23 protein-coding genes are annotated in these 25,857 nt (G+C 62.9%); 11 read left to right on the forward strand and 12 right to left on the reverse strand.

The window, feature by feature from the left end; all coding sequences use genetic code 11:
• Positions 1-46: 46 nt before the first annotated feature.
• The 3 genes from gabP to glaH form a co-directional block, all read right to left on the reverse strand.
• A complete protein-coding gene (gene gabP, locus LU682_RS16085; RefSeq protein WP_010953813.1) occupies positions 47-1,438 on the reverse strand; it encodes a GABA permease in 1,392 nt (463 codons plus the stop codon).
• Positions 1,439-1,588: 150 nt separating this feature from the next.
• On the reverse strand, positions 1,589-2,839 hold the full coding sequence (lhgO, locus tag LU682_RS16090) for an L-2-hydroxyglutarate oxidase (protein ID WP_010953812.1): 1,251 nt from the start codon (positions 2,837-2,839) through the stop codon (positions 1,589-1,591).
• Positions 2,840-2,953: 114 nt separating this feature from the next.
• Positions 2,954-3,931, reverse strand: a complete 978-nt coding sequence (gene glaH / locus LU682_RS16095) for a glutarate dioxygenase GlaH (protein WP_010953811.1) — start codon at positions 3,929-3,931, stop codon at positions 2,954-2,956.
• Positions 3,932-4,126: 195 nt separating this feature from the next.
• On the opposite strand from glaH, the gene csiR reads away from it, so the two are divergent.
• The 3 genes from csiR to LU682_RS16110 all read left to right on the forward strand — a co-directional run bounded on the left by csiR (position 4,127) and on the right by LU682_RS16110 (position 6,946).
• The gene (gene csiR, locus LU682_RS16100) at positions 4,127-4,822 is read left to right on the forward strand and encodes a DNA-binding transcriptional regulator CsiR (protein ID WP_010953810.1); all 696 of its coding nucleotides are present in this window, start codon (positions 4,127-4,129) and stop codon (positions 4,820-4,822) included.
• A gap of 74 nt (positions 4,823-4,896) precedes the next feature.
• A complete protein-coding gene (locus LU682_RS16105; protein ID WP_010953809.1) occupies positions 4,897-5,577 on the forward strand; it encodes a response regulator transcription factor in 681 nt (226 codons plus the stop codon).
• A complete protein-coding gene (locus LU682_RS16110) occupies positions 5,555-6,946 on the forward strand; it encodes a sensor histidine kinase (protein ID WP_010953808.1) in 1,392 nt (463 codons plus the stop codon). The genes LU682_RS16105 and LU682_RS16110 overlap by 23 nt, the downstream gene beginning before the upstream one ends.
• Positions 6,947-6,977: 31 nt before the next feature.
• Here the strand turns inward: LU682_RS16110 and cysS are convergent, their stop codons facing one another.
• Both cysS and LU682_RS16120 read right to left on the reverse strand, forming a co-directional pair.
• Positions 6,978-8,360, reverse strand: coding sequence for a cysteine--tRNA ligase (cysS, locus tag LU682_RS16115; RefSeq protein ID WP_010953807.1), 1,383 nt, complete (start codon positions 8,358-8,360; stop codon positions 6,978-6,980).
• Between the two features lie 9 nt (positions 8,361-8,369).
• The gene (locus LU682_RS16120; protein WP_010953806.1) at positions 8,370-10,073 is read right to left on the reverse strand and encodes a glutamine--tRNA ligase/YqeY domain fusion protein; all 1,704 of its coding nucleotides are present in this window, start codon (positions 10,071-10,073) and stop codon (positions 8,370-8,372) included.
• Positions 10,074-10,321: 248 nt separating this feature from the next.
• Here LU682_RS16120 and LU682_RS16125 point away from each other — a divergent pair, with 248 nt between their 5' ends.
• Both LU682_RS16125 and LU682_RS16130 read left to right on the forward strand, forming a co-directional pair.
• The gene (locus tag LU682_RS16125; protein WP_010953805.1) at positions 10,322-10,822 is read left to right on the forward strand and encodes a peptidylprolyl isomerase; all 501 of its coding nucleotides are present in this window, start codon (positions 10,322-10,324) and stop codon (positions 10,820-10,822) included.
• Complete coding sequence (locus LU682_RS16130; RefSeq protein WP_010953804.1) at positions 10,819-11,541, forward strand: UDP-2,3-diacylglucosamine diphosphatase; 723 nt, start codon at positions 10,819-10,821, stop codon at positions 11,539-11,541. Before LU682_RS16125 ends, LU682_RS16130 begins: the two co-directional genes overlap by 4 nt.
• Positions 11,542-11,622: 81 nt before the next feature.
• Here LU682_RS16130 and pvdQ read toward each other — a convergent pair whose 3' ends face one another.
• Positions 11,623-13,935 carry a bifunctional acylase PvdQ gene (gene pvdQ, locus LU682_RS16135; RefSeq protein WP_049586158.1) on the reverse strand — a complete coding sequence of 771 codons (2,313 nt, stop codon included), beginning with the start codon at positions 13,933-13,935 and terminating at the stop codon, positions 11,623-11,625.
• A 197-nt stretch (positions 13,936-14,132) separates the two neighbouring features.
• Here pvdQ and LU682_RS16140 point away from each other — a divergent pair, with 197 nt between their 5' ends.
• Positions 14,133-14,507, forward strand: a complete 375-nt coding sequence (locus LU682_RS16140) for a hypothetical protein (protein ID WP_010953802.1) — start codon at positions 14,133-14,135, stop codon at positions 14,505-14,507.
• A 36-nt stretch (positions 14,508-14,543) separates the two neighbouring features.
• On the opposite strand, the gene LU682_RS16145 is transcribed toward LU682_RS16140, so the two are convergent.
• Positions 14,544-14,732 (reverse strand): hypothetical protein, encoded by a 189-nt coding sequence (locus LU682_RS16145; protein WP_003248064.1) that lies wholly within the window; start codon positions 14,730-14,732, stop codon positions 14,544-14,546.
• Between the two features lie 151 nt (positions 14,733-14,883).
• Here LU682_RS16145 and LU682_RS16150 point away from each other — a divergent pair, with 151 nt between their 5' ends.
• The 4 genes from LU682_RS16150 to LU682_RS16165 all read left to right on the forward strand — a co-directional run bounded on the left by LU682_RS16150 (position 14,884) and on the right by LU682_RS16165 (position 17,314).
• Positions 14,884-15,342 (forward strand): hypothetical protein, encoded by a 459-nt coding sequence (locus LU682_RS16150; RefSeq protein ID WP_049586159.1) that lies wholly within the window; start codon positions 14,884-14,886, stop codon positions 15,340-15,342.
• Positions 15,343-15,593: 251 nt separating this feature from the next.
• Positions 15,594-15,974 carry a Mor transcription activator family protein gene (locus LU682_RS16155; RefSeq protein WP_010953799.1) on the forward strand — a complete coding sequence of 127 codons (381 nt, stop codon included), beginning with the start codon at positions 15,594-15,596 and terminating at the stop codon, positions 15,972-15,974.
• 65 nt (positions 15,975-16,039) lie between these two features.
• Positions 16,040-16,684 carry a DUF2589 domain-containing protein gene (locus tag LU682_RS16160; protein ID WP_010953798.1) on the forward strand — a complete coding sequence of 215 codons (645 nt, stop codon included), beginning with the start codon at positions 16,040-16,042 and terminating at the stop codon, positions 16,682-16,684.
• Between the two features lie 75 nt (positions 16,685-16,759).
• Positions 16,760-17,314 (forward strand): DUF2589 domain-containing protein, encoded by a 555-nt coding sequence (locus LU682_RS16165; protein ID WP_010953797.1) that lies wholly within the window; start codon positions 16,760-16,762, stop codon positions 17,312-17,314.
• Positions 17,315-17,333: 19 nt separating this feature from the next.
• Here the strand turns inward: LU682_RS16165 and LU682_RS16170 are convergent, their stop codons facing one another.
• The 3 genes from LU682_RS16170 to LU682_RS16180 are packed head-to-tail and all read right to left on the reverse strand — an operon-like array spanning position 17,334 to position 23,450.
• Positions 17,334-21,008 (reverse strand): translocation/assembly module TamB domain-containing protein, encoded by a 3,675-nt coding sequence (locus LU682_RS16170; RefSeq protein ID WP_010953796.1) that lies wholly within the window; start codon positions 21,006-21,008, stop codon positions 17,334-17,336.
• On the reverse strand, positions 21,005-22,747 hold the full coding sequence (locus LU682_RS16175; RefSeq protein ID WP_049586316.1) for an autotransporter assembly complex protein TamA: 1,743 nt from the start codon (positions 22,745-22,747) through the stop codon (positions 21,005-21,007). Before LU682_RS16175 ends, LU682_RS16170 begins: the two co-directional genes overlap by 4 nt.
• Before the next feature lie 52 nt (positions 22,748-22,799).
• Positions 22,800-23,450 (reverse strand): GNAT family N-acetyltransferase, encoded by a 651-nt coding sequence (locus tag LU682_RS16180; protein ID WP_004576713.1) that lies wholly within the window; start codon positions 23,448-23,450, stop codon positions 22,800-22,802.
• A 162-nt stretch (positions 23,451-23,612) separates the two neighbouring features.
• On the opposite strand from LU682_RS16180, the gene xthA reads away from it, so the two are divergent.
• Positions 23,613-24,425, forward strand: a complete 813-nt coding sequence (gene xthA, locus LU682_RS16185; RefSeq protein ID WP_060488945.1) for an exodeoxyribonuclease III — start codon at positions 23,613-23,615, stop codon at positions 24,423-24,425.
• Between the two features lie 40 nt (positions 24,426-24,465).
• On the opposite strand, the gene LU682_RS16190 is transcribed toward xthA, so the two are convergent.
• On the reverse strand, positions 24,466-25,218 hold the full coding sequence (locus tag LU682_RS16190) for an anti-sigma factor family protein (RefSeq protein WP_010953792.1): 753 nt from the start codon (positions 25,216-25,218) through the stop codon (positions 24,466-24,468).
• On the reverse strand, positions 25,215-25,736 hold the full coding sequence (locus tag LU682_RS16195) for a sigma-70 family RNA polymerase sigma factor (RefSeq protein ID WP_060488943.1): 522 nt from the start codon (positions 25,734-25,736) through the stop codon (positions 25,215-25,217). The genes LU682_RS16190 and LU682_RS16195 overlap by 4 nt, the downstream gene beginning before the upstream one ends.
• Positions 25,737-25,857: the final 121 nt, after the last annotated feature.

The raw sequence follows: 25,857 nt of genomic DNA on the forward strand, positions 1-25,857 counted from the left end.
CTCACAGCCTGATGCGACTTGCTCGTCTGTCTTCAGGCCGGACGAATCAGGCGCCCTGCCCTACGCCAGCCACGGCCCCGCCGCGCGCCCGGCGCCGGGTCACCAGCACCCCCGAGCACACCACCAACACCGCCAGCACCATCGTCGAGACCACTTCCAGGCGATGATCCGGGCGGAACAGCATCAATACCAGTACGCCGCTGATGAACAGGATCACGCCCCAGGTCAGCCACGGGAACAGCCACATGCGATAACCCAGTGTCTTGCCCTGTGCCGTCAGGCGCTGGCGCAGGCGCAGCTGGGAAATGGCGATGACCAGATACACCAGCAAGGCAATGGCGCCGGAGCTTGCCATGAGGAAGCCAAACACCTTGGCCGGCACCAGGTAGTTGGCGATCACCGCCAGGAATGCAGCCCCAGTCGACAACAAGACTGCCACCACGGGTGTACCACTGCGGCTGGTTATCTGGGCACAGGCCGGGGCATCACCCCGGCGGCTAAGCGAATAGACCATGCGCGAGGCGGTGTACAGCGACGAGTTGAGGCAGCTGGTCACCGACGTCAGCACCACGAAGTCGATGATGGCCTTGGCATTTGGCACGCCGAGGGTGTCCAGCACCGTGACATAAGAGCCTTCGGTCGCCAGGCGTGGGTCGGTCCACGGTACCAATGCGATGACGATGAAGATCGACAGGATGTAGAACAGCGTTATCCGCCAGATCACCGAATTGGTGGCCTTGGAAATATGCTTGCCCGCCTCGTCGGACTCAGCCGCAGCAATGGTCACCACCTCGGCCCCGAGGAACGAGAACATGGTGATCAGCATCGCGCTCAGCACCGCACCAAAGCCGTTGGGCATGAAGCCCCCCGTATCCCACAGGCGCGAGACGCCGCTGACGCCGGCCCCCGGCAACAGGCCGAAAATGGCGCAAACACCCAGGGCGATGAAGCTGACGATGGCCACCACCTTGACCAGTGCCAGCCAAAACTCGAACTCACCGTAATTCTTCACGCTGAACAGGTTGGTGGCCGTCAGCAGCAACGTGATCACCAACGACAACACCCAGATCTCCAGCTGCGGGACCCAGGAGTTGATGATGGTAGCGGCGATATTGGCCTCGATCGGAATGATCAGCACCCAGAACCACCAGTACAGCCAACCGATGGTGTAACCGGCCCATTTGCCGATGGCGAGGTCAGCGTAGGTTGAAAACGAGCCGGTGTCCGGGGAGGCCACAGCCATTTCAGCCAGCATGCGCATCACCAGCACCACCAGGCCGCCCGCCAGGATATAGGCCAGGATGGTGGCAGGCCCCGCTTCGGCGATGGCGCGGCCAGAGCCGACAAACAGCCCGGCGCCGATCACGCCGGCAATGGACAGCATGGTGACATGCCGTGATTTCAATCCATGACTCAAATTGTTCTTGTGGGTTTGCATGGCGCTACCTTGTTGTTTTTGTCATGCCCACGCAGGGGCCGCCGGCTGCACGTCACCGACGCAGGCGCGAAAAAGCCCGCCCTGCCCTGAATGGTGAGCAGGGCAGTACGGGTTGAGTAAAACGAAACCGCAGAAGGTGTTACCCGGCTGTCAGCTGGCAGCCCTCTGGTTGGCCGACAGGTCGGCCTTGGGGAAGCTGCCGCCCTGCAGGCCGACCTGCTCGCACACCTTCTCGACGATGTAGGCGCCGATCGGGATGGCCGAGGTAGCAGCTGGCGACGGTGCGTTGCACACGTTGACACTGCGTGCGGTGTTGACGAACAGGAAATCGTCGATCAGCTTGCCGTCGCGCGACACCGCCTGGGCACGCACGCCGGCCGGGTAAGGCGTGAGGTCGGCTTTGATAATGCTCGGGCAGTACTTCTGCACCTGCTTGAGGTACCCGCCCTTGAACAGCGAGTTCTTCATCTCGATCAGGCCCGGGCGGAAGTTCTTCGCCAGCACCTTGAGGATGCCGGGCGTGGTCAGGGTCTGGAACAGGTCGCTGGGGCTGACATCGGTCTTGCGGTAGCCCTCGCGCTTCATCGCCAGCACAGCGTTGGGGCCTACGGTGACGGTGCCATCGATCATGCGGGTCAGGTGCACCCCCAGGAAGGGCATCGACGGGTCGGGAATCGGGTAGATCAGGTGGTTGACGATCTGATTGTGCTGCTTGGGCAGCAGGTAGTATTCGCCACGGAACGGGCAGATCACGAACTCGGTACGCAGCCCGAGCATGCCCACCACGCGGTCAGCCATCAGCCCCGAGCAGGTCACCAGGAAACGGCTGTGCAGTTCATCACGCTGGGTGCGCACGATCACTTCATTTGCCTGTTCCTGCAGGCCGACCACTTCTGCGCCATAGCGGATTTCGCCACCGGCACGCTGGAACTCAGCGGCCATCGCAGCCGTCACCTGGGCGTAATTGACGATACCGCTGGACGGCACGAAGATGCCCCCCATACCGACGATGTTGGGCTCACGCTCGCGCAACTCGTCGGCCGACAGCCAGTAGCGTTCCAGGCCATTGGCCGCCGTCCGCTCCCACAGCGCCTTCATGCGCTGCATTTCCAGATCGTTGGTGGCTACCAGCAGCTTGCCGCACTCATCGAAGCGAATGCCGTGCTGGGTGCAGAAGGCTTTGGTCGCCTTGTTGCCTTCCAGGCAGAAGCGCGCCTTGAGGCTGCCGGGGGTGTAATACACGCCGGCGTGGATCACGCCGCTGTTATGGCCGGTCTGATGGCGAGCCGGGCCAGACTCTTTCTCCAGCAGGAGCATCTTCGCGTCCGGGTAGACCTTGATCAGGTGCATGGCCGTGGACATGCCCACAATCCCGCCGCCAATGATGATGAAATCGTACACAGCCTTACCTCACACGCAGGCATTGCCTGGCAGGCTCACCATAGCCCGCACGGGGCCTGGTGGCATAGTTTTGTGCAAAAACGCGTGGGCGGGCGCCCGCCCCGCGCCCTGTCATTATTGACCGCGCTGGTACAGCGGCTTGGGGAAGGCGACGTAACCACGCTGGCGCATCAGTTCGCGGCGCAGGCCCTCGTGCGGGGTGAAGCGATCGCGGCCATGCAGCCAGAACAGGTTGTTGATCAGCAGGAAACTGCCTACGCCTACCGGTACCGAGACCTTCTTGCCGCTGCCTTCCAGCGACTCGGACAAGGCGTTCAGCCAGATACCTTCCTCGTAGTTTTCCGGCTGCACGAACTGGTCAATGTAGCGCATGGTCGGCCGGCCTTCGGCATCGGTGTCGAATACCGAATGGAACACATCTTCGGCAACCTTTTTGCTCGGCGGTGCGGTCCAGCGCATTTCGCGGCGGGCCAGAGGGTGACGGAAGAACGCCTCGCACTGCTCCCAGTCGTCCAGGTGCAGCAGCAGCGAGTTGCCGCCTTCCATGTTCTTTTCGTCGATCTTCAGCATCAGCACGTAGTCGGTGATCTGGTTCACGAACGTGCCGTCGTTGTGCAGCTCCATGACCCGGTGCGGCTGGCGCAGGTAGCTGTCGGAGTTGTCGCTGTTGACCACCACGAAGCGCGCATAGAACTGGCCACTCATGGCGTCATAGTTGGAACGGCCGATCAGGTGAGCGCAGGCGGTGGTGAACTTGACCATGTCTTCGGCCTGGCTCACGTCATCCAGGCCGATCGGGGTAATCAGCATGCCGCCTGTGGCGCGGTCGAGGATGGTGTTGAGCAGCACCGGACGCAGCGTGCCCTGGCACAGCTCGTCAAGGATTTCGCCTACACGAAAACGCAGGAACGACTTGTACTCCAATGCCTGCACCGGCCATTGGGCAACGGCCTGCACGAACGCTTCGACGGTTTCCCGGGCAAAGGTCAGCTCCAGCAGGCGCGGCGACTGTTTCGAGGGGGCGATGGTGTAGCCCTGCGGTTCGAGAGGCAGTGGCATGACAAGTTCGTCGATCTGCGTAAAGGCGTTCATGGCAGTGTCCTGGCTAAAAAAGTAGATGGCGCCGTCCGGTCATGACCTGGATCAGTGCGGGCGAGGTAAAAATATCGCCACTAACTGAAAATGTCTACATTTTTATTTTTCAACGACACTACTCGTGTTTGTCCATTGTTTTTCGTCAGCAGAGGGTTTCGGTATGATCGGCAAAACGTTTTGAGGAACAGGATCTTGGAAGCGCTCGCCCCCCGACAAAACTCAGCATTCAGCGGGTATGAGAGGCTCAAGAAGGACATCATCCGCGGGGTGTTCAAGCCCGGTGAAAAGCTGTTGATGAGCACCCTCAAGGAACGCTACGACCTGGGTGTGGGCCCGCTGCGCGAAGCACTGTCGCAACTGGTGGCCGAGCACCTGGTCAACGCGATCAGCCAGAAAGGCTACCGGGTAGCGCCCATGTCGCTGGATGAGATGAACGACATCTACGACGCCCGCGCCAACCTGGAAGCGATGATCATTGCCTTGGCCATCGAGCGCGGCGATGACGCCTGGGAGGCATCGGTGCTGGCCCACTCGCATACATTGGCCAAGGTGGTGGAAGTAAAAACCCGCGAGCAGCGGCTGGATGTGTGGGACGAGCGGCACAAGGCGTTCCATACTGCCATTGCCTCGGGCTGCGGCTCCAAGCACCTGCTGCAGGCACGCACCTACCTGTTCGACCAGGCCGAGCGCTACCGCCACCTGTGGCTGACGCAGACGGTGTTTTCCGAAGAGGCGCTGGCGCTCAAGCGCCAGGAGCATGCGGCACTGGTCGAGGTGATCCTCGCCCGGGATGCCAAAACCGCCAGCGCCATGATGCGCTCGCACCTGATGACACCGGTACCGATCATTGCGCAGATCATGCACGCCGAAGGCATCGGTGCCCGCTAGATGAATTTTTCTTAAATCGCCGGTTGTCTATTCTTTGGCACAATCAGATCTCCATTAGATGCCCAGGAACCAGCATGCCTCGCGTACTGACCATCGAAGACGACGCCGTCACCGGCCAGGAAATCGTCGCCGAACTGACCAGCCACGGTCTGGAAGTGGATTGGGCCGACAATGGCCGTGAAGGCCTGGCCAAAGCCATTGCGGGCGGCTACGACCTGATCACCCTGGACCGCATGCTGCCCGAGGTCGACGGCCTGACCATCGTCACCACCCTGCGCAACCTCAAGATCGCTACGCCGATCCTGATGATCAGCGCCCTCTCCGACGTCGATGAGCGGGTGCGCGGCCTGCGTGCCGGCGGAGACGACTACCTGACCAAGCCGTTCGCCTCCGACGAAATGGCCGCGCGAGTCGAGGTATTGCTGCGCCGTAACAGCGTACCCACGACCCAGACCCGCTTGCAGGTTGCCGATCTGCAGCTGGACCTGATCAGCCACGAGGCGCGCCGCGGTGACAACACCCTCAACCTGTTGCCCACCGAGTACAAGCTGCTGGAGTACCTGATGCGCCACAGCGGCCAGGTGATCACGCGGATGATGATTTTCGAGGAAGTCTGGGGCTATCACTTCGATCCGGGCACCAACCTGATCGACGTGCACATCGGCCGCCTGCGCAAGAAGATCGACTCACCCGGCCAGTCGCCGCTGATCCGTACGGTACGGGGCTCCGGCTATGCCATTGCTGAACCCGTCTAAAGGCTGGAGTTCTTCTACCAGCCGCCTGCTGGCGCTGTACAGCTTTCTGTTCGTGGCCTGGAGCAGCATCCTCATGGGGGTGCTGTACTTCGAGGTCTCCAGCTACCTGAACAAACTCACCCGTCATTCCATGCTGCAGCGCCAGCACCTGTTCGCCCACATGAGCGGCAAGCAACTGGACGACGCCCTGATCGCCAGCCAGGCCTTCGAGGAGCGCAGCTTTGACGCCTACGGCCTGTTCGATAGCCAGCTCAACCCGATTGGCGGCACCGTGCGAGCCCTGCCCCCAGAGCTCAGACTGGATGGCAAGATCCATGAGCTGGAACGCTGCCTGGATGCCGACGACCCACGCATGCCCCGCGACAGCTGCGACGCGGTGGCAATCAAAGTACAGGATGGCCGGTGGCTGGTGCTGGTGCGTGACAATGGCTCGCTGTTCGTGGTTACCCGTATCATCCTGCACGCCCTGCTCTGGGGCATCTCGCTGACCCTGATCCCGGGTTTTGCCGGTTGGTACCTGCTACGGCGCAGGCCGCTCAAGCGTATACGGGCGATCCAGGCCCAGGCCGAACTGATCGTCGCCGGCGACCTGACCCACCGCCTGCCACTGTCGGCCCGCCGCGACGAACTGGACATGCTTGCGGCGATCGTCAATGCCATGCTCGACCGTATCGAACGGCTGATGCATGAGGTCAAGGGCGTGTGCGACAACATTGCCCATGACCTGCGCACACCGCTGACCCGCCTGCGCGCCCAGCTGTACCGTATTCGCCAGCAAAGCGACGTGGATTCTGCGCAAGCCGAAGCGCTGGACCAGGCCATTGGCGAAACCGACACCTTGATGGCGCGCTTTCGCGGGTTGTTGCGCATCAGCGAGCTGGAAGACCGCCAGCGCCGCGCGGGCTTCATCCAGCTTGACCCGCATGAGCTGCTGGTAGAACTGCATGATTTTTACCTGCCATTGGCCGAGGATGGCGGCATTCAACTGCAATTGCACCAACCTGCGCAGCTACCGGCGTTGCACGGCGACCGCGAACTGCTGTTCGAGGCCTTGGCGAATCTGGTGGGTAACGCGATCAAGTTCACGCCCGAGGGTGGTCGGGTGCGCATCACCGCCACGCAGGATGACAGCGGCGTACACATGGCGATCGAGGATAGCGGGCCTGGTATTCCCGAAGCAGAGCGAACGGCTGTACTGAAACGGTTCTATCGCAGCGATGAAGGCCACCGCCATGCCGGCTTCGGGCTGGGGTTGTCGATCGTGGCGGCGATCGTCGACCTGCATGGTTTCGGGCTGGAGATTGGGGGAAGCGAGTTGGGTGGGGCCAGGCTGGTATTGCACTGCCCGCTTGCGGGTCTAAGCAAATAAAAGCTGGGGCTGCGGTGCAGCCCCAGTTACTTCAGTCAGCCAGACGCCAGGTAGTCGTGCCCTTGCTGTCCTCCAGCACTACACCCATGGCGGTCAGCTGATCGCGAATGCGGTCAGACTCAGCCCAGTTCTTGTCCGCACGCGCCTTCAGGCGCGCCTGGATCAAGCCCTCGACTTCAGCCGCATCGACCTTGCCTTCGGCACCAGCACGCAGGAAGTCATCGGCCTCCAGTTGCAGCACACCCAGTACATCACCCAGCTCGCGCAGTCGACCGGCCAGGCCAGCAGCGGCCTCCACGTCGCTGTCGCGCAGGCGGTTGATCTCGCGCACCAGATCGAACAGGACCGCACAGGCTTCGGGGGTGCCGAAGTCGTCGTTCATCGCCACGCTGAAGCGCTCGACAAACGCTTCGCCACCCTTGGCCGCCACCCGTGGCAGGCCGCGCAGGGCGTGGTAGAAGCGCTCCAGCGCGCCCTTGGCGTCACGCAGGCTGTCTTCCGAGTAGTTGATCGCGCTGCGGTAGTGGCTGGCCACCAGCAGGTAGCGCACCACCTCCGGGTGGTACTTCTCGAGCACGTCGCGGATGGTGAAGAAGTTGTTCAACGACTTGGACATCTTCTCGCCGTTGATACGGATCATGCCGCAATGCATCCAGGCGTTGGCGTACTGCTTGCCGGTGGCCGCCTCGCTCTGGGCAATCTCGTTCTCGTGGTGCGGGAACTCCAGGTCGCTGCCGCCACCGTGAATGTCGAAGCTCTCGCCCAGGCAGCAGGTGGACATGACCGAGCACTCGATGTGCCAGCCCGGGCGACCCGGGCCCCATGGCGATTCCCAGCTTGGCTCGCCCGGCTTGACGCCCTTCCACAGGACGAAGTCGAGCGGGTCCTGCTTGGCTTCGTCGACCTCGATGCGTGCACCGATACGCAGGTCTTCGATCCTCTTGCGCGACAGCTTGCCGTAGCCGACGAACTTGCCAACCCGGTAGTACACGTCGCCATTGCCTGGCGCGTAGGCGTACCCTTTGTCGATCAACGTCTGGATCATCGCGTGCATGCCGGCGATATGGTCGGTGGCACGCGGCTCCTGGTCTGGCGGCAGAATGTTCAGGCGGCGCTCGTCTTCGTGCATCGCGTCGATCATGCGGGCGGTCAGGGCGTCGAAGGTTTCGCCGTTCTCGTTCGCCCGGTTGATGATCTTGTCATCGATGTCGGTGATGTTGCGCACATAGGTCAACTCGTAGCCGCTCTTGCGCAGCCAGCGGGTGACCAGGTCGAACGCCACCATGCTGCGGCCATGGCCCAGGTGGCAGTAGTCGTACACGGTCATGCCGCACACGTACATGCGCACCTTGTTGCCATCCAGCGGCTTGAAGACTTCCTTGGTTTTGCTCAGGGTGTTGTAGATGGTAAGCACGGCGGTTCCTCAGCTGCCCCAGGAGTCACGCAGGGTGACAGTGCGGTTGAACACCGGGCGACCCGGCTGGCTGTCTTTCAGGTCGGCGCAGAAGTAGCCTTCGCGCTCGAACTGGAAGCGGTCCTCGGGCTGCGCCTGGGCCAGCGACGGCTCGGCACGGCAACCGCTGAGCACTTGCAGCGAAGCAGGGTTGATGTTGTCCAGGAAGCTGCCGCCCTCCTCGGTCTTTTCCGGGTTCGGCGAGCGGAACAGGCGGTCGTACAGGCGCACTTCGCACTCGACGCTGCCTTCGGCCGGCACCCAGTGGATCACGCCCTTGACCTTGCGGCCTTCAGGGTTCTTGCCCAGGGTGTCGGGGTCGTACGAGCAACGCAGTTCGACGATGTTGCCGTCGGCGTCCTTGATCGCTTCGTCAGCACGAATCACGTAGCTGCCGCGCAGGCGCACTTCACCGGCCGGTTCCAGGCGCTTGTAGCCCTTCGGCGGTTCTTCCATGAAGTCGTCGCGGTCGATGTACAGCTCGCGGGAGAACGGCAGCACACGCACGCCCATGTCTTCCTTCGGGTGACGTGGCAGCTCAAGCTGCTCGACCTGGCCTTCCGGGTAGTTGGTGATGACCACTTTCAGCGGGCGCAGCACGCACATCGCGCGTGGCGCGGTGCGGTCCAGGTCGTCACGGATGCTGAACTCGAGCATCGACATGTCGACCACACCGTCGGAACGGTTGGTGCCGATCATTTCGCAGAAGTTGCGGATAGAAGCCGGCGTGTAGCCACGGCGACGGAAGCCGGACAGGGTCGACATGCGTGGGTCGTCCCAGGCGTCGACGTGCTTCTCGTCCACAAGCTGCTTGAGCTTGCGCTTGGAGGTAATGGTGTAGTTCAGGTTCAGGCGGCTGAACTCGTACTGGCGCGGGTGTGCCGGCACCGGCAGGTTGTCGAGGAACCAGTCGTACAGCGGACGATGCCCTTCGAACTCCAGGGTGCAGATCGAGTGGGTAATGCCCTCGATGGCGTCCGACTGGCCGTGGGTGAAGTCGTAGTTGGGGTAGATGCACCACTTGTCGCCGGTCTGGTGGTGGTGAGCATGGCGAATGCGGTACAGGATAGGGTCGCGCAGGTTCATGTTTGGCGAGGCCATGTCGATCTTGGCCCGCAGCACACGCTCGCCGTCCTTGAACTCGCCGGCCTTCATGCGGGCGAACAGGTCGAGGTTTTCTTCCACGCTGCGCTCGCGGAACGGGCTGTTCTTGCCCGGCTCCTTGAGGTTGCCGCGGTATTCCTTGGCTTGCTCGGGAGTAAGGTCGCAGACGTAGGCCTTGCCGCGCTTGATCAGCTCGACCGCCCAGTCGTGCAGCTGGTCGAAGTAGTCGGAGGCGTAACGCACGTCGCCGCCCCACTCGAAGCCCAGCCATTTGACATCGCTCTGGATGGCGTCGATGTACTCCTGGTCTTCCTTGGCCGGGTTGGTATCGTCGAAACGCAGGTGGCAGACGCCGCCGAATTCCTTGGCCAGGCCGAAGTTGACGCAGATCGACTTGGCGTGGCCGATGTGCAGGTAACCATTGGGCTCCGGCGGGAAACGGGTGACGATGCTGCTGTGCTTGCCCGAGTCCAGGTCGGCCTGGATGATCGGCCGCAGGAAGTTCGCAGGGACAGCGGGGGCGCCTTTGGCAGCGGCGTTGGGCGCGTTGTCGGCAGTGGGCTTGCTCATAGGATCCTTGAATGCGTGTGTCCAGCCTGGGTAGGCCGATTGAATCAAAGGGCCTATCATAGCCGAAGCAGTCAAGCTGCTGACAGCCGCGCCCGGACAAACTGATGTGATTTATCACGGCTTTTTGCCGCAGCCTGGCAAAATGGCCAGTGCGCGCCATGTGTCGCGATCGCCTGATCCTGCGTCTGGTGATAACCCGCGCCCTGCGCACCCTAATTTCTGATTGCCTTGAAAGAGCGAGTTTCAGCATGTCCAAAGTCAAACTGAGCACCAACCACGGCGACATCGTCCTGCAACTGGACGCCGAGAAAGCGCCGCTGACTACCGAAAACTTCGTTCAGTACGTCAAGGACGGCCACTACAATGGCACCGTATTCCACCGTGTGATCAAAGGCTTCATGATCCAGGGCGGCGGCTTCGAGGCCGGCATGAGCCAGAAGAAAACCCGCGCCAGCATCCAGAACGAAGCCGACAACGGCCTGAAGAACAAGAAGTACAGCATTGCCATGGCCCGTACCATGGAGCCGCACTCCGCCTCGGCGCAGTTCTTCATCAACGCCTCCGACAACGACTTCCTCAACCACAGCGGCAAGAACGTGCAAGGCTGGGGTTATGCCGTATTCGGTGAAGTGATCGAAGGCCGTGAAGTGGTCGACGCCATCGAAAAAGTGGCCACCGGTTCCAAAGCTGGCCACCAGGACGTACCGAAGGACGACGTGATCATCGAGAAAGCCGAGATCATTGAGTGATTCTGCTGATCTCTGATCTGCACCTGCAAGAAGAACGCCCGGATATTTCCCGGGCGTTTCTTGATCTGCTCGATGGCCGCGCCCGCCATGCCAAGGCCCTGTACATCCTTGGTGACTTCTTCGAAGCGTGGATTGGCGACGATGCCATGACGCCCTTCCAGCAGTCGATCTGCCAGGCCATGCGCCGGCTGAGCGACAGTGGCACGGCCATCTACCTGATGCATGGCAACCGTGACTTCCTGATTGGCCAGGCCTTTTGCAAAGCTGCGGGCTGCACGCTGTTGAACGACCCCAGCGTGATCGAGCTGGGTGGTGAACAGGTGCTGCTGATGCATGGCGACACCCTGTGCACCCGCGACCTGGGCTACATGAAGATGCGCCGCCTGCTACGCAATCCGCTGAGCTTGTGGATCCTACGCCACCTGCCGCTGTCGGCCCGCTACAAGCTGGCACGCAAGCTGCGCAGCGAAAGCCGCACGCAAGTGCGGATGAAGTCCACCGAAATCGTCGACGTCACGCCGGAAGAAGTACCCAAGGTGATGGCGGCGCATGGCGTCCGCACCTTGGTGCACGGCCATACCCATCGGCCAGCGATTCACAAGCTGATGGTCGATGGCCAGCCGGCACGGCGTATCGTGCTGGGCGACTGGGACCGCCGCGGTTGGGCCTTGCAGGTTGACGAACAGGGCTTTCAGTTGGCGCCGTTCGAGTTTTCCTGACATTACAGGGCCTCGCGGGCAAGCCCGCAGGCCCCTGTAGGAGCGGGTTTACCCGCGAATGGGCCGGCGCAGGCTGACGCCTCAGGGCTGGCTGACTACCGCCCCCTTGTCCCGCTCACTGATCACCACTTCCCGGTACTCAGGATCTGCCTTGATCTGCGCCTCGGTAAACGGAATCAGCGCCAGTTGCTTGGCCGCAAAGGCCTTGGTCTGGTCACTGGCATGCGCCGAAGCCTTTTCACTCGACTGGGAAAACGCAAGCAGGCCACGGGCTTCTGGCCCCTTGTCGGTAAAGCTGACCAGTTGCAGGTAGCTGGTGCCACTCACCACCAGCCGCTTGCCCTGCCCGTGCGGCACGCTGTAGATCGCGTTGTACACCCCTAGCGCCTGCGGGCCGCCTGGTACCGGCGTACCATCAAGGGCCTGTTGCACCTGCCCCCAGCGTGCCGCCCCGGCAACGCCGCTTTCACTGACCTGCTTGAGCGACGCCAGTGCTGCCTGATGAACCAGCCTGCTTACCGCCGCCTGCTCGACAGCCAGGCCGCGCGGGGTGTGCTGCGGATCGGCCGGGTTGAATGCCACTCGCCAGCTTTCAGGGTGCTCGGCCAGCGCATTGAACAGGTTCTGGAAGTGCACCAGGCCCATACCACTGTCGAGGTCGGCCTTGCCGTTCCAGGCGGCCAGGCTGCTGCACACGGCCTGCACATCTGCGCTGGCGCCCTTGCACCATTGCAGCAGGTCTGGCAACACCAGGCTGGCCAGGTACACCTCTTCATCGGTGACCATGCGCTGCAATTCATCTACACCTAACCGGGCTTTGCCCTGCAGGCGTTGCAAGGCAAAGCGGCCACGCATGCCCAGTGGTTGGTCATTGCGGCTGACCAGTGGCGAGTAGCCGGTCAGCGGCTGCGCCGGGTTGGCCATCCAGGCCGGGTCGTTGGAGTTCTGTACGAAGTCTTCACGCTCCAGGCTTGGCAGCAGCCGCGCCGGGAAGATGCCCGGTTGCGCCGCCTGCGCGTCAACCTTCCACTGGCATGCGCTACGCGAGCCATCCAGCACCACCAGGCGCCCTTGCGCCTGCGGGTTGCTGCAGGTATCCAACAGTTGCTGGTCGACATAGGGCACTACCGACTGGTTCAGGTACAAGGCCCGCCCTCCCTGATCCACGGCCAGCGTGTTGACCCAAGGGATACCTTGCAACTGCTCGACCGATCCCTTCAATGCCGCCAGGCTGTCGGCTCGGTTGATCTGGTACCACTGCTGCAACACCCGTGAGTTCTCGAGGTTGGCGTCTCGCACGCTGTAGGCCGCCTGCGCATCCCAGTCCAGGCGGCCTGGCCATTGCACCACCGGGCCGAACTGCGAACTGTAAACCTGCCGCTCAATCTGGCTCAGGCTGCCATCCGTGCCTTTTACCGCGACACGGATGGTTTGCCGGGCCATAGGCAGCGACTTGCCATCGAGCACATAGCGGGTCGGGTCTTTGGGGTCGAGTTGCAGGCGGTAGAGCGTGAAGTGCTTGGAGGTGTCGACGGTGTGCGTCCACGCCAGGTGCTGGTTGAAACCGATGTTGACCACCGGCAGGCCCGGTAGCGCCGCGCCCATCACATCAAGCTGGCCGGGAATGGTCAGTTGCATCTGGTAGAAGCGCATGCCGCCCATCCACGGGAAGTGCGGGTTGGCCAGCAACAGGCCGCGGCCATTGGCTGAACGCTGCGCGCCTACTGCCACCGCATTGCTGCCGCGCTCCGCGGCGAACCGCTCCTGCCGGGCCAACGCGCTGGCAAAGCCCGCTGACGATTGCGCACGGGCCAGCGTTGGCGGTTGCGCCCCTGCCAACGCCTCGACGAACTGCCCGACACCGCCCTCGGCCAGTAACCGGCGGGTCAGTTTGACCAGATCCTGGCTGCTGATGGGCCGCACCCACTCACCATCGCCACACTCGGCGGGCAGCCCTTGACGACGGCGTTCGACCAACGCCCGGTTGTAGCCGCTGGCGTATCCCGCCAGCAATGCCTGCACCGACGCGGGTTGCGCCTGCAGGAAGGCATCGACCGCCGCTGGGCTATTGAGCCAGGTGAAGAACAGGTCGCTGGCCAGGTTGTCACGCTGCTCCAGGGTCTGGCCCTTGGCGCCGAAATAGCGTGAGCGCTCACCGCTCACGGTCAGCACTTCATTGGCGAGCAGGCATAGGTTGTCCTGGGCGTAGGCATAGCCGACGCCATAGCCCAGGCCACGCTCATCCTTGGCCACGATATGCGGTACGCCGTAACGGGTATAGCGGATCTGGGCACTGGCGTCGGCTGGCGCGGGCTGCGCCTGCACACCGACGCTGAAGGCCACCAGGGCAGCGGCCAGGCCGGCGCAGGTCATGGGACGGCAAAATGGAAACACGGGCACTCCTCGGGTTCGGGGGTCATCCCGATCAGACGAATGGCCAGATGAATATTTTACGTATTACAAGGCGATGGAACGTCTTGATGAGAAACAGGCATTTTTTTTCACGAATGGGTTGCAGTTTTTGCGTGCTCATTCGTCCTAGTAAGTGAGCCACCCACATTTCGGGTTCGTCCACGAAAAGGAGCATTCGCATGTACAACCCGCAAACCTCGGTCCAGGCCGGGCGCGTCCCAGGCAAAACGTCCAAGGGACAGGACGTGTTTGCTGAAGAACGAATCGGCAACGAACAGATCCGCGAGCTGTTGCGCACCTTCGGCCTGCGCACCAGCCTGATCCGCCTCAAGGTTATCGACGCCTTGCACGCCGCCGACCGCAATGGCCGCAGTATTGGCGTGCGCGGGGTGCACGCACAACTGGAACAACTGGATATCCCGCTGTCGTTCCTCAGTGTGCGTGAAGTGCTCAAGCGCCTGTGCACCGAAGGCGTCATACAACTGGGTAGCGACAAGTGCTACAGGCTCAACCCCCAGGCGCGCGCCGTACTGGAGCAAACACCCTCGCGCTGAGCGCATGGCCGGCCATACCTGGCCGGCCCGCGCAGATCAGGGCTTGACCTTGCGCCGCAGAATGCCGTTGATCACCACGACCACCACGGCAATGGCGATGGCCAGCATCTGGAAGGTCTGCTCACTGATCGTGCCCTGCTTCTGCAGGTGGGACAGGCCCAGCATCAGGCCCAGTACCACCAGGATGATCAGAAGTGAATATTTGAGGCGCTGCACGTGTGTCATCGAATGTTCCTTGCAACATCAGGGGCAAATGGCTCGCAACGAGCCGCGGCAATGATACAACGGTCACCGCCCCCGGCGCTGGATTTCCTGCTGGGTGGGGTGACGTCAGCCTGAAAGCATGGGGCTTCCTAGCACCCACGCCGGAGGCACCATGTACAAACCCCTGCTGTTCGCATCGCTGTTACTGACCCCGCTCTCCCTTCATGCACTGGACACCCAGCAGACGCCGACCGAACACCTGCTCGAACTGGGCCGCGAGTTGGCCACCCATGCCGGTGCCAGCCAATGGCAACAACTGTGGCAACGCGTACGCCAGGCCGGCTACCTGCAGACCGACGCCGCACCGGTACATTTCAGCGGGCCCACAGCCCGCTTGCCCGACCTGGCCCGACAAACGCTGGCGCAGGCCGACCAGGCACAGCCACTGAATCAGACCCAGGTACTGTACCGCCGCCACTTTGCCGACCAGGTCATCGGCCAGCGCAACGGCCAGCCGTTGCACGCGCTGTGCCTGCTGGTCGATTGGCGCACGTTGCCGCCGAGCATGCGCGCCACCCCTCAAGCCTATCTGGGTAGCGCCAGTTTGCTGAGCAGCTACCCGTGCGATTGAGGGGTGCTGTACCCACTGCACATCATCGCGAGCGCCCCGACAGGAAACCAGGAGGCGCAGCCAGATGTCCACGCCATTTCCTACAGCGCCAGATATCGCTGCCTGCAAATCCTGTTCACCGAAGCTACAACCCCCAACCCATATGCCGCCTAGCGACGCGCCTCGGCTGTCGCACAGAATTTGCTCACACCTTCGACATAACGCCGTGGGTGATCGGGTCGCACATCCCATCCACCCCGAAGGAGCGCCATATGCAAATGCCAGATTTGAGCCAGATCGATATCAGCCAACTGCCCCACTCGCTGCAGGCCCTGATCGACTGTATCGGCATCGAAAACGCCTACCAGCTGACCTGCGCCTACGGCGGCAGGCCCAAGTACATCCCCAAGCACCGCGAGCGCACCAAGCTCGCTGACGTGCTGCCGGCCGAAGCGCTCGACGCACTGATCAAGCGCTTTGCCGGGGTCGCCCTGGAGATCCCCAAGGCTGACCACTTTCTGCGTCAGCTGCGCAACCAGCAGATCCAGAAGGAAAGCGCCAACGGTTTGTCCCGCAGCCTGCTGGCCAACAAGTACGGCCTGAGCCTGCGGCAGATCGGCAACATCCGGCGCCAGGAGCTTTGCGAGCGCTGACGCCCGACCACCTTGGCTGCTATTCGCGGCTGCCTTAACCCACTAGATAGAGCGAGCTTCCCGATATGCCGTTAGATAACAGCCTTATAGGCTCCGTGATCAATGCCCTGCCGATGGACCGCATGATCGCCGGCCCCTTGCAGGCCATGGTGCAGGCGCAGGTAACCGCCAGCAAATCGTACGCCGATTTCCTGATGCAGGTATGCGTCCAGGATGGCAAGGCAGTGGCCATCCAGTTCGACTACGACGAAACCATTGTCGACGAACAGGGCGAATACAAAGGCGTGGTCAGCAAGACCATGAAAGTGCCGCTGATGGCGGCCATTACCCACCCGAACATTTCCATCGAAGAGGGCACTGTAGAGTTCGAGCTAATTATCAACCAGATGTCGGAAGATGTTTCCAGCAAGGACATGAATGCAGAAGCCACCGGCTCACTGGGATGGGGGCCGTTCAGGCTGAACGTGAAAGGCAGCGTGAGCCACAAATCCACGCAAACCCGCAAAACAGATACCCGTGCCCGCTATGCCTTCAACACGACCCTGAAGCGTCAGGAACCGCCCGAAGCGATGATGAGGGTAATCGAGTTCCTCACTGACGCCGCAACCAAGCCAACCATTGTCCGAACCGCCGAACTGGAAAGCCCGGACGAAATATCCCAGGCGGACACCTTGAAACGGCCCGCGCCTGCGAACCTGACGTCCCCGTAAGAGATTGGCATTTGACCCGACAGCCCCTCCTGCCGGTAGTGGGAGGGGCACAACCTGGCCTGAGGAGTCGAATCATTGCAAAAGCCCCCCGCCCCCATGACCTCCATTGACCTGCGTGAAATTACCCGTGGCCTGCAAGAAGCCGCCAGTGCCACCAACAGCCTGATTGCCCAGCAGTACATCAACCTGTTCGACCAGTTTTTCGAGTGCGACACCGAAGCGCTGGGCGCCCCCATGAAAGCCAAGATGGTCGAGGTGGCCATGGATGGGCAGCACATCATGCGCGTCCCCCTGTTTGCGCTGGTGTCACCTAAAGGCCTGGCCCTTGAGCGCATGCAGGTCGACCTGTCGGTAAGGGTCAAAGGCACCGAGGCGCAGCAGGCACTGCTGACCGCGAGCGAGAGCAAGGCCGCAAGCTTCAAGGTCACCATTGGTGGCCAAGGCCGTCAGGGCGAAAACCGCGACCCGGACGAAGTGCAGATCCGCATGCAGTTCCAGGCGAGCGAACCGCCAGAGGCCCTGAACCGGTTGATCGAGGAATACACCAACCTGATCGTCCCGGTACGCGCCACCACCCCACCGCCCTCACCCGACACCAACGAGTTCATCGAGGCGGCCACCGTCCGTTGATGGCCGCCACGCTGCGGGCCTAGAAGTCGCGCTTGTAGAAGATGTCCAGTGAGCTTGCCAGCCCACTGGCGGCCTCGAGGTAGACCTTCTTGCTCAGCTTGTAACGCAACGCGATCGTGTTGGCCGGTTCGAACACGCCCACCCCGTAACGAAGGCTGAGCTTCTCGGTGATGTTACCGCTGGCGACCACGCTGGTGCTGTTGCCAGAACCTTCGGTATCCAGTTGAAAGTCGTCGATCCCCAGGCTCGACGCCAGGCTGCCGGTAATGCCGGCGCTCCCGGCAAGGCCCAGGCCCAGCGCTGCCTCGGCGAGCATGTTGTTATCTTCGCCGGTATTGCCCAATGGTCGGCCCAAGACCAGGTACGAAAGCGCCTGCTCCTGGCTCATGGCCGGCTCCGAGAACACTTTGGTCGTCGGCTGCTCGGCGCTGCCGCTCAGGCGGATGCCGGCTATCACATCGTCAACCTTGCGGATCGCTTCGATGTCCAGATACGGCTGGTCGATCGGGCCGGCGAACAGCAGACGCGCCCGGCGGATGGTGAGGCGCTGGCCGTAGGCACGGTAGCGGCCGTCTGCCAGGCTCAGTTCGCCACGGGTATCGAGGTTATCGCCGATGTGCACATGACCCAGCAGGTTGGCAGTCAGCCCGAAACCGCTGAACGACAGCTTGTCGCGGCCGACTTCGACATCGATGTCCATGGCCATGGCCATGGGGGGTTTGCCTTCCTCGGTCTGATGACCGACGATTACCGTGTCATCCGACACCTTGACCGTGGACGGCGGCAGCTCACGTACAGTGATCTTGCCCTTGGGTACCTGCACCTTGCCGGTCACCGCCAGCTTGTCATCGATCAGGCGCAAGGTCAGGTCCGGGGCAACTTCCAGTGTGGCGTAGGGCTCGACCGCGACCGGCAGTTGCTGGCCTTGCAGACGCACGTCCATGCCCAGTGCCTGCCCCCAGGTGAGGTTGCCGCTCAACTGGCCACGTCCCGCCTCGCCACTGCGCCAGTTACCGTTGAGCTGCACCTGCTCGCCGGCAATCAGCGCCTGCAATGACAGGTCCTGAAGGCTGGCCGGCAGCTCGGCGCCACTGACTTCGCCTCCGCTGAGCATCAGGTTGCCGTTGACCTGAGGCGCCAGCAAGGTGCCTGAAAGCCGACCACTGCCATTGAGCTGCCCGGCCAGGCGTTCGACCATGGGCACGAATGGGCGGGCCACCGACAGGTCCAGCCCGGCCAGGCGGAAATCACCCGACAACGGTTTGTTCTTGCCCAGCGGATCGAGCCGGGCGTTGACGTTCAGCTCACCCAGGCGCTCACCGCGAAACGCCAGGCGCGTATCGATACGCCGCGGTGCCAACGTGCTGTCCAGGCGCAGGGCCTGATAAGGGAAATCGATCCAGCGGCCTTTGTCGCGCACGCGCAGGGTGCCGCCACTGGCATCGACCACGACAGTGCCCTTGGGGCCGCTGGCCGGGATGTCCAGGTTGATGTCGGCATTGAGCAGGCCTTGCCAGGCAAAGTCCTTCGGCAGCCACTGGGCCAGGCTGCCCAGCGGGAACTGCTTGAGGTGGTAGCGCAGGCGCGGTTCGGGGGCCAGTCGCTGGTCGTCGCCACACAGGCTTGCCTGGCCGGAGCGCCAGCAGTGGGCCCCGAAGTCGAGCTGGCCGCTGGCCAGCCGCTGCAGGCGTGCAGGCGCCTGCAACTGCCACTCCTGGCCACCGGCCTGGATTCGGCCAGTGGCCAGTCGGCCGCGCCAGTCACCTTTGTTCAACTGGCCATCCAGGCCAAGGTCGAGCTTGAGCTGCGGGCCGTCCAGCGCCAGGGTCAAGGCCTGTTGGCGAATGTCGCCCTTGCCGTTGGCCTGCAACGTGCCCAAGGCTGTGTCACCCAGGTGGATACCGGTTGCCTTGAGCTCGACTACACCGCGTTGGGCGTTGTCCAGGCGGGCATCCAGGTCCAACTGCTGCAGGCGGTTTTCGGCCTGGGCCAAGCGCTGGCCCTGCAGGGTGAGCGTACCTTGCGGGGCCTGCAAGGTGCCGGCGACATCCAGCCGGCCCTTGACCCGGCCTTGTAGCCTCGGCCACAGCTGGCCGAGGCGCGGCAAGTCAAGGTCGATTCGCCCAGCCAGGCGCTGTTGCAAGCTGCCACTGCCGTTGATGCGGTTGTCACCCAGCTGGATGGCCAGTGTGCCCAGGGTCCAGTTTTGCCCTGCCCCCTGGGTCTCGGCCTTGAGCATGGCTGGCTGGCCACGCAGGCGGCCCTTGAGGTCAAGCTGGGCATCCAAGGTAAGCACATCGCCTTTGAGTTCGCCTTTGCTGCGCAGTGGCCCCGCCAGGGTACCCGGCAATTCGGCCAGCCAATAGGCCGGGTCGAGCGCGGAGAGCTGCAGGTCGACATCCCAGGCCAGGGTGTCGGCAAAACGTACGGCGACACTGCCGGCTGCCTTGCCTTGGCCGGCGGTCAGCGCCAACTGCGGCAGTTTCACCTGGGTGAGGTCACCTTCGAACGGGCTGGCGATGCTGAACGCTCCCGCCGGGCCGTCCAGGTCCCCCGTGAAAGTCCCCTGGTAATTGCCATCGCGATAATGCACCTGGGTATTGAAGCGTTTGAGGGTGACTTCGGGCGGGGTCTCCATCGGGTACAGGCGCAACCACGGGAAGTCCTGCCAGTCCAGCTGCGCATCGGCGCTCAGGCCTTGCTGCCAGTCAGCCGTGGCTTGCAGCTTGACCCGTTGGCTGTCGCTGGCGGTCAGGTCCAGGGCATCGAGCCTGGCGCCTTTGCTGTCGACCAGACCGGACAGGAGCAAGGCGATCGGTGACTGCTCGGCCGGCAGTCTGGCCTTGCCGGACAGTTTATAGCCATGGAGCAGATCGCCCTTGGCATCGAGCTCGAGCGCGTTCAATTGCAGGGTGTCAGGCAACGCACCAGCCGGCTTGAACGCCTCGGAGCGGATGTGCAAGGTCGCCGGCAGGTGCTCGGCCAGTGCCTGCAACTGCCCGCTCAATGTGGCATCGAGGTAACCACTGCTGGTGCCGGCGAGTTCCAACGTCTTCTGCAATTGGCCATTGGCCGTCAGTGCCAGTTGCCAGGGTTTTTCGTCTACCGCAGGCAACTGCAATTGCGCCTGTAGTTTTACCGGCCAGTCGCCTTCGGGTTGCAGGTCGCCCTGTAGGCTCAATTGCAGGTCGTCGCGCAGCAGCCGCAGGCTGTCGATGCGTATCCCGCTGTTGGTCCAGTGCGCAGCCAGATGCAAATCGCCAAGCAGATCGCTGCCATCCAGGCGCAGCTGCCCGACCTTGACCTCGCCCAGTTCGATGGCCAGCGGCAAGCGCAGAGTCGGCAATTGCAGCGGGGCGCTCTCGGTGGGTTCGGTGCTTGGCGCAAAGGCCATGTCAATGCGGTCTGCCTGCAACTGGTCAATGCACAAGGTCGCGCGCAGCAAGCAGGCAGGCGACCAGGCCAGCAACGGCGCCTGCATCTCTACCGTGCTGCCGCCGTCGGCCCAGGTTAGCCGGCTGGCCTGCCAACTGCCCGCCAGGCGCCCCTGGAAGTCGGCCACTTCAAGCCCAGGCACCTTGCCCAGTACCCAGCGGCTGCCGGCCTGGGTACCCAGCAGCAAGCCGAGCACCAGGCCCACGCTCGCAACACCCCCCAGCAGGCCCAGTGAAGTAAATTTGATTACGCGTTTCACAGCTCGGGCCCCATGGAAAAGTGCAGGCGAATGCCCCCTTCGTCATCCAGCGCCTTGGCCAGGTCCAGGCGCAGCGGCCCGACTGGCGATACCCAGCGCACACCAAAGCCGACACCGGTCTTGAGGCTGGGCAGCTCCAGGTCGTTGAACGAGTTGCCTTGGTCGACGAACGTCGCGACCCGCCATTTTTCGGTCAGCGAATACTGGTACTCGACACTGCCTGCCACCAAGTAGCGCCCGCCGATACGGTCACCGTCGCTGTTCTTCGGCGACAGGGTCTGGTAGTCGTAACCGCGCACACTCTGGTCGCCACCCGCGAAGAAACGCAGCGACGGCGGAATGTTGTTCTTGAAGCCATTGGTTGCACTGCCACCAAACTGTACGCGTCCGAGAAAGCGGTGGTTGTGGCCGAGTGTGGTCAGGCCTTTGAGCAATACGTTGCCGTGCAGCAGGTTGGTGTCGGACACCAGCCCTTCCTTGGCACCTTGAACATCGAACTGCAGGCGATAGCCGTTGTGCGGATCGATACGGTTGTCACTGCGCAGGAAGGAAAAGCTGACGCCCGGCATCAGCAGGTTGCTCAAACCGGAGTCGTCACCCAGGCGATATTCTTCGCGTTGGTACTTGAGCGAAATCACCCGCTGCCAGCCACTGGGCAGCTTGCTGTGCCACTCGGGGCCGACCGTCAACAGCTTGCTGAGCGTGTCGGTGCCGGCAAGCTCCTCGTTCTGGTAGCCGCCGGCAAAGCGCAACTTGTCGGTCAGCGGCGGGTCGAGGGGAATGTCATACCACAGGCCGACGTTCTGGCGCGGGGCCGACAGTTCGGTTTCCCAGCCATAGCTGTGGCCTTGTGGGTTGACCCAGTGGCGGGTCCAGTTGGCCTTGCCGCGCGGCCCGACGTCGGTCGAGAAGCCCAGGCCAAGGCCCATGGTGCGTGGTTTACGGGTTTCCAGATGAACATCCACCGGGACTTCTTCGCCCACAGCAGCAGTGGGCGCCGCATCCACGCGCACGCCTTCGAAATAGCCGCTCGATTGCAGGTCGTTGTTCAGCTCTGCGACCAGTTCCGAGTCGTAAGGGGTACCCGGCTTGAACGACACCATGCGCTGCAGCAGGTCCTCGTCCAGCGGTGTGTCGCCACCGAAGGTGACGGCGCCCAGGCGATAACGCGGGCCACTCTGGTAGACCAGTTCGATATCCGCCACACCGGCTTGCGGGTCGACGGCCAGGCGCTGGCTACTGAAGCGCCCACTGAAGAAGCCATAGCGCGACGCCTGGTTCTGGATCAACCGCTTGGCATCCTCGTAATGGCCGTGATTGAGTTGTTCACCCGGCCGCAGCGCCTTGCTGTCAGGCACGCGGAAGGCCTTCATCTCGCTGGCTGGGCCCTCGATGCGCACGGTCACGTTGCGCAGGCGAATCGGTTCGCCCGGGTTGATGCTGATGATCAGTTTTGGGGGATGGTCTGCGTCGCTGGCGGGCTTGACCTCGGTATCGATCTGCGCCTGATAGTAGCCGAGTGCCTGCGCCGCTTTGCGCGCCTGCTCCTCTGCCCCGCGACTGAAGCGTAAAAGTGCTTCTTCGTCGCGGTCACCCAATGTGCCTATATAGCCTTCGACATTGGCCTTGAGCGCCTTGTTGGCCGGTTTCACCTTCACCAACAACTCGCTCTGGCCCCATGCTGCGAAACTGGCGACCCAGAATACCAGGCCCCAGGTCAATCTTCCTGAATACGTCATGCGGCGCATGCTACCAGAGCCAGGCGCTCAAGGGAGCCGCCCGGCGGCCTGTTCAGGCAAAAGCGGGTTTTGAAGAGACTGGATTAGGATGAAAGAACACCCTCTCTCGGATTGGTCCTACAGCTACTTCGCCAATTTCCTCGTAACCCTGACGCTGGTAAAAAGCCAGGTAGTGCTCGTTACCGGTGTCCAGCACCACCCCTTGGGTGCCTGGGTCTTCCGCGCACCAGTCGTGCACAGCTTGTAACAATTGCTCGCCGTAGTGCTTGCCCTGAAACTGCGGGTGCACCCCCAGCAAAGGCAACACATGCACCTGGTCAGTGGGCAGACAGCTGGCCAATGCAGCCTGGTAGTCCATGTAGCGCCGCGTACAGCGCAGGCCGGTACCCAGCATCATGCGCAGGCGCCAGGCCCAGCTGTCGGCCACGCCCAGCCGGCGCTGCGGCGGCACGATCAGGGCCAGGGCAATCAGGCGGTCCTCGACCAGCAGGCCGATGGCGGGCAGTTGCAGGTAGAAGTGCTGGCGCACCCATTCGCGCACCATCACCCGCAGGCGCCGCTCATACCCCGGGCGCTGGGCTTCGAAGATATAGGCGAAGGTGGGCTCGTGGCGGTAGGCGTTGTACAGCAGCGAACGTGCCTCGCGGCTGTAACCGTCGTCGAGCAGGCAGACACGGGCCGGGGCGGCTGTGGTTTCGGGCATTGCGGGCAGACCTCCTGGAATGGGCATTCAGTGCCTTGGAGGTGCCCCAGCGCGCTTCGTTCACCCCCAACAGCACGTTAGCAGCAGGCTCGCCTGGCCGCCATGCTGGTGATGCAGGTCGATGTCGGCTAGCATCGCGCCTTTTACCGGGATTGTCTTTCCATGAAGATCGTCTGTTTCAACATCAACGGCCTGCGGGCCCGCCCGCATCAGCTGGCGGCGCTGATCGAAAAGCACCAGCCGGACGTGATCGGCCTGCAGGAAACCAAGGTCAGCGACGATCAGTTCCCGCTGGCCGACGTGCAGCCACTGGGTTACCACGTGCACTACCATGGCCAGAAAGGCCACTACGGCGTGGCCCTGCTGTCGCGCCAACCGCCGCTGAGCCTGCACAAGGGCTTTGCCACCGACGAAGAGGATGCCCAGCGCCGCTTCATCTGGGGTACCTTTGCCGATGCCAACGGCAGCCCGATCACCATCATGAACGGCTATTTCCCCCAAGGCGAAAGCCGCGACCACCCCACCAAGTTCCCGGCCAAGCAGCGCTTCTACAGCGACCTGCAGGCACTGCTGGAAAGCCAGTTCCGCAACGACCAGCCAGTGCTGGTGATGGGCGACATGAACATCTCGCCGCAAGACTGTGATATCGGCATTGGCCCGGACAACGCCAAACGCTGGCTGAAGACCGGCAAGTGCAGCTTCCTGCCGGAGGAGCGTGAGTGGATGGAACGTTTGAAAGGCTGGGGGTTGGTAGACAGCTTCCGCCACCTGTACCCGGACGTGACCGACCGTTTCAGCTGGTTCGACTACCGAAGCCGCGGCTTCGAGGACGAGCCCAAGCGCGGCCTGCGCATCGACCTGATCATGGCCTCACAGCAGCTGGTGCCGCGCATCAAGGCAGCGGGCGTGGACTATGAGCTGCGCGGGATGGAAAAGCCGTCGGACCATGCGCCGATCTGGCTGGAGTTGAGCTGATTAGGGTGACGGGCCCAAGGTGCACACCTTGGGCCCACACTTACAACCCCAACCTCAACGCCTCCCCCACCCCCGCCCCACGCACATCGTCCGCCGCGCTGACCAAGGCAAAGTTATAAGCCCCATGCGACCAGTACCGCGCCTCCAGCTGGCCATCGACCCGCTGCCCGTCCGGCATGCGCCGATAAAGGTTGCCCGGCGAGCGCAGGAACAGGCTGATGCGCTGGCCCTTGCCATCTTCGAATACCAGTAATGCAGCCGGCCCCTGCTCGTTGCTGAGCAAGCGCGCGCCCACCGGTTTGAAGCCATATCCCGCCAGGTCCGGTAACTGGCCCACCCGGCTGAAATGGCGGCCCAGCCAGTCGCGCAACTGCCCAGGATCACTGGCCTGGATATCCAGTGCTTCACTGCCGGCAAACAGACGGTGCGCCTGAACAGCATCAGCCATGGGCAGGTCGACCCGCGCCAGGGTTGCATCGCGCACTTGCCAGCCGCCCAAGCCCCCCACACCCAACGCCAGCATCACTACCGCCGCCGCAGCCCAGCGCCGCTGCCGACGCTGGCGCAATTGCCGACGCAACTGGCCAAGGTCCAGCTGCGCCGCACCGGGCAGCTCGCCCAACCCGGCCAGCGCTGTGCGCAGCCTTCGGGCATCGGCGCGCCAGCCTTCCACCCGTGCCGCAGCTTGCGGGTTGGCCGCCAGCCAGGCCTGCACCTCGGCCCGGCGCACAGGTTCCAGGCGTTCATCGACGAAAGCGTGCAATTCATCATCGCTGGGGATCAGCCGCGTCATTTCAGTCTCCGCAAGGCCGGGGGTTGGGGGTTGCCCTCGGTCAGTTCGCGCAAGGCATTGCGCGCGCGCGACAGGCGCGACATCACAGTGCCGATGGGGATGCCCAAGGCCTGGGCGGCCTCCTTGTAACTCAAGCCTTCGATGCTGACCAGCAACAACAAGGCACGCTGCTCCGCCGTCAGCCGGGCAAAGGCCTGCAGGTCGGCCTGTGCCAGGACGATGGTTTCGAGGTTGTCACCGACCGGCTCATCGTCGTGCTCGTTACCGCCGAACCAGGACAACCAGCGCGCATGCAATCGCTCACGGCGCTTACCGTCGAGGAACTGTCGATACAGGATGGTGAACAGCCAGGCACGCAGGGCATCGGCGTCCCGTTGCTGGTCGCGACGGCTCAGGGCCCGCTCGACCGTAGCCTGCACCAGGTCGTCGGCGCTGCCCGGCTCGCGGGTCAGCCACACGGCAAAGCGGCGCAGGCGTGCCAGCAGCTCGCGCCACTGGTGGTCGTCCAAATCATGCATGGCTAGGTCCCGGCCTCTGGGGTTGTCAGTGTAAAGGGCAGACGCCTGTGAACAAATTCTATTCCCGATCAGGGAATAACTTTTTCTCTGACACGTCGTACTGGCACCTTCACTGAACCGG

Origin of the sequence: Pseudomonas alloputida (assembly GCF_021283545.2) — a bacterium.
GTDB classification, from domain to species: domain Bacteria; phylum Pseudomonadota; class Gammaproteobacteria; order Pseudomonadales; family Pseudomonadaceae; genus Aquipseudomonas; species Aquipseudomonas alloputida.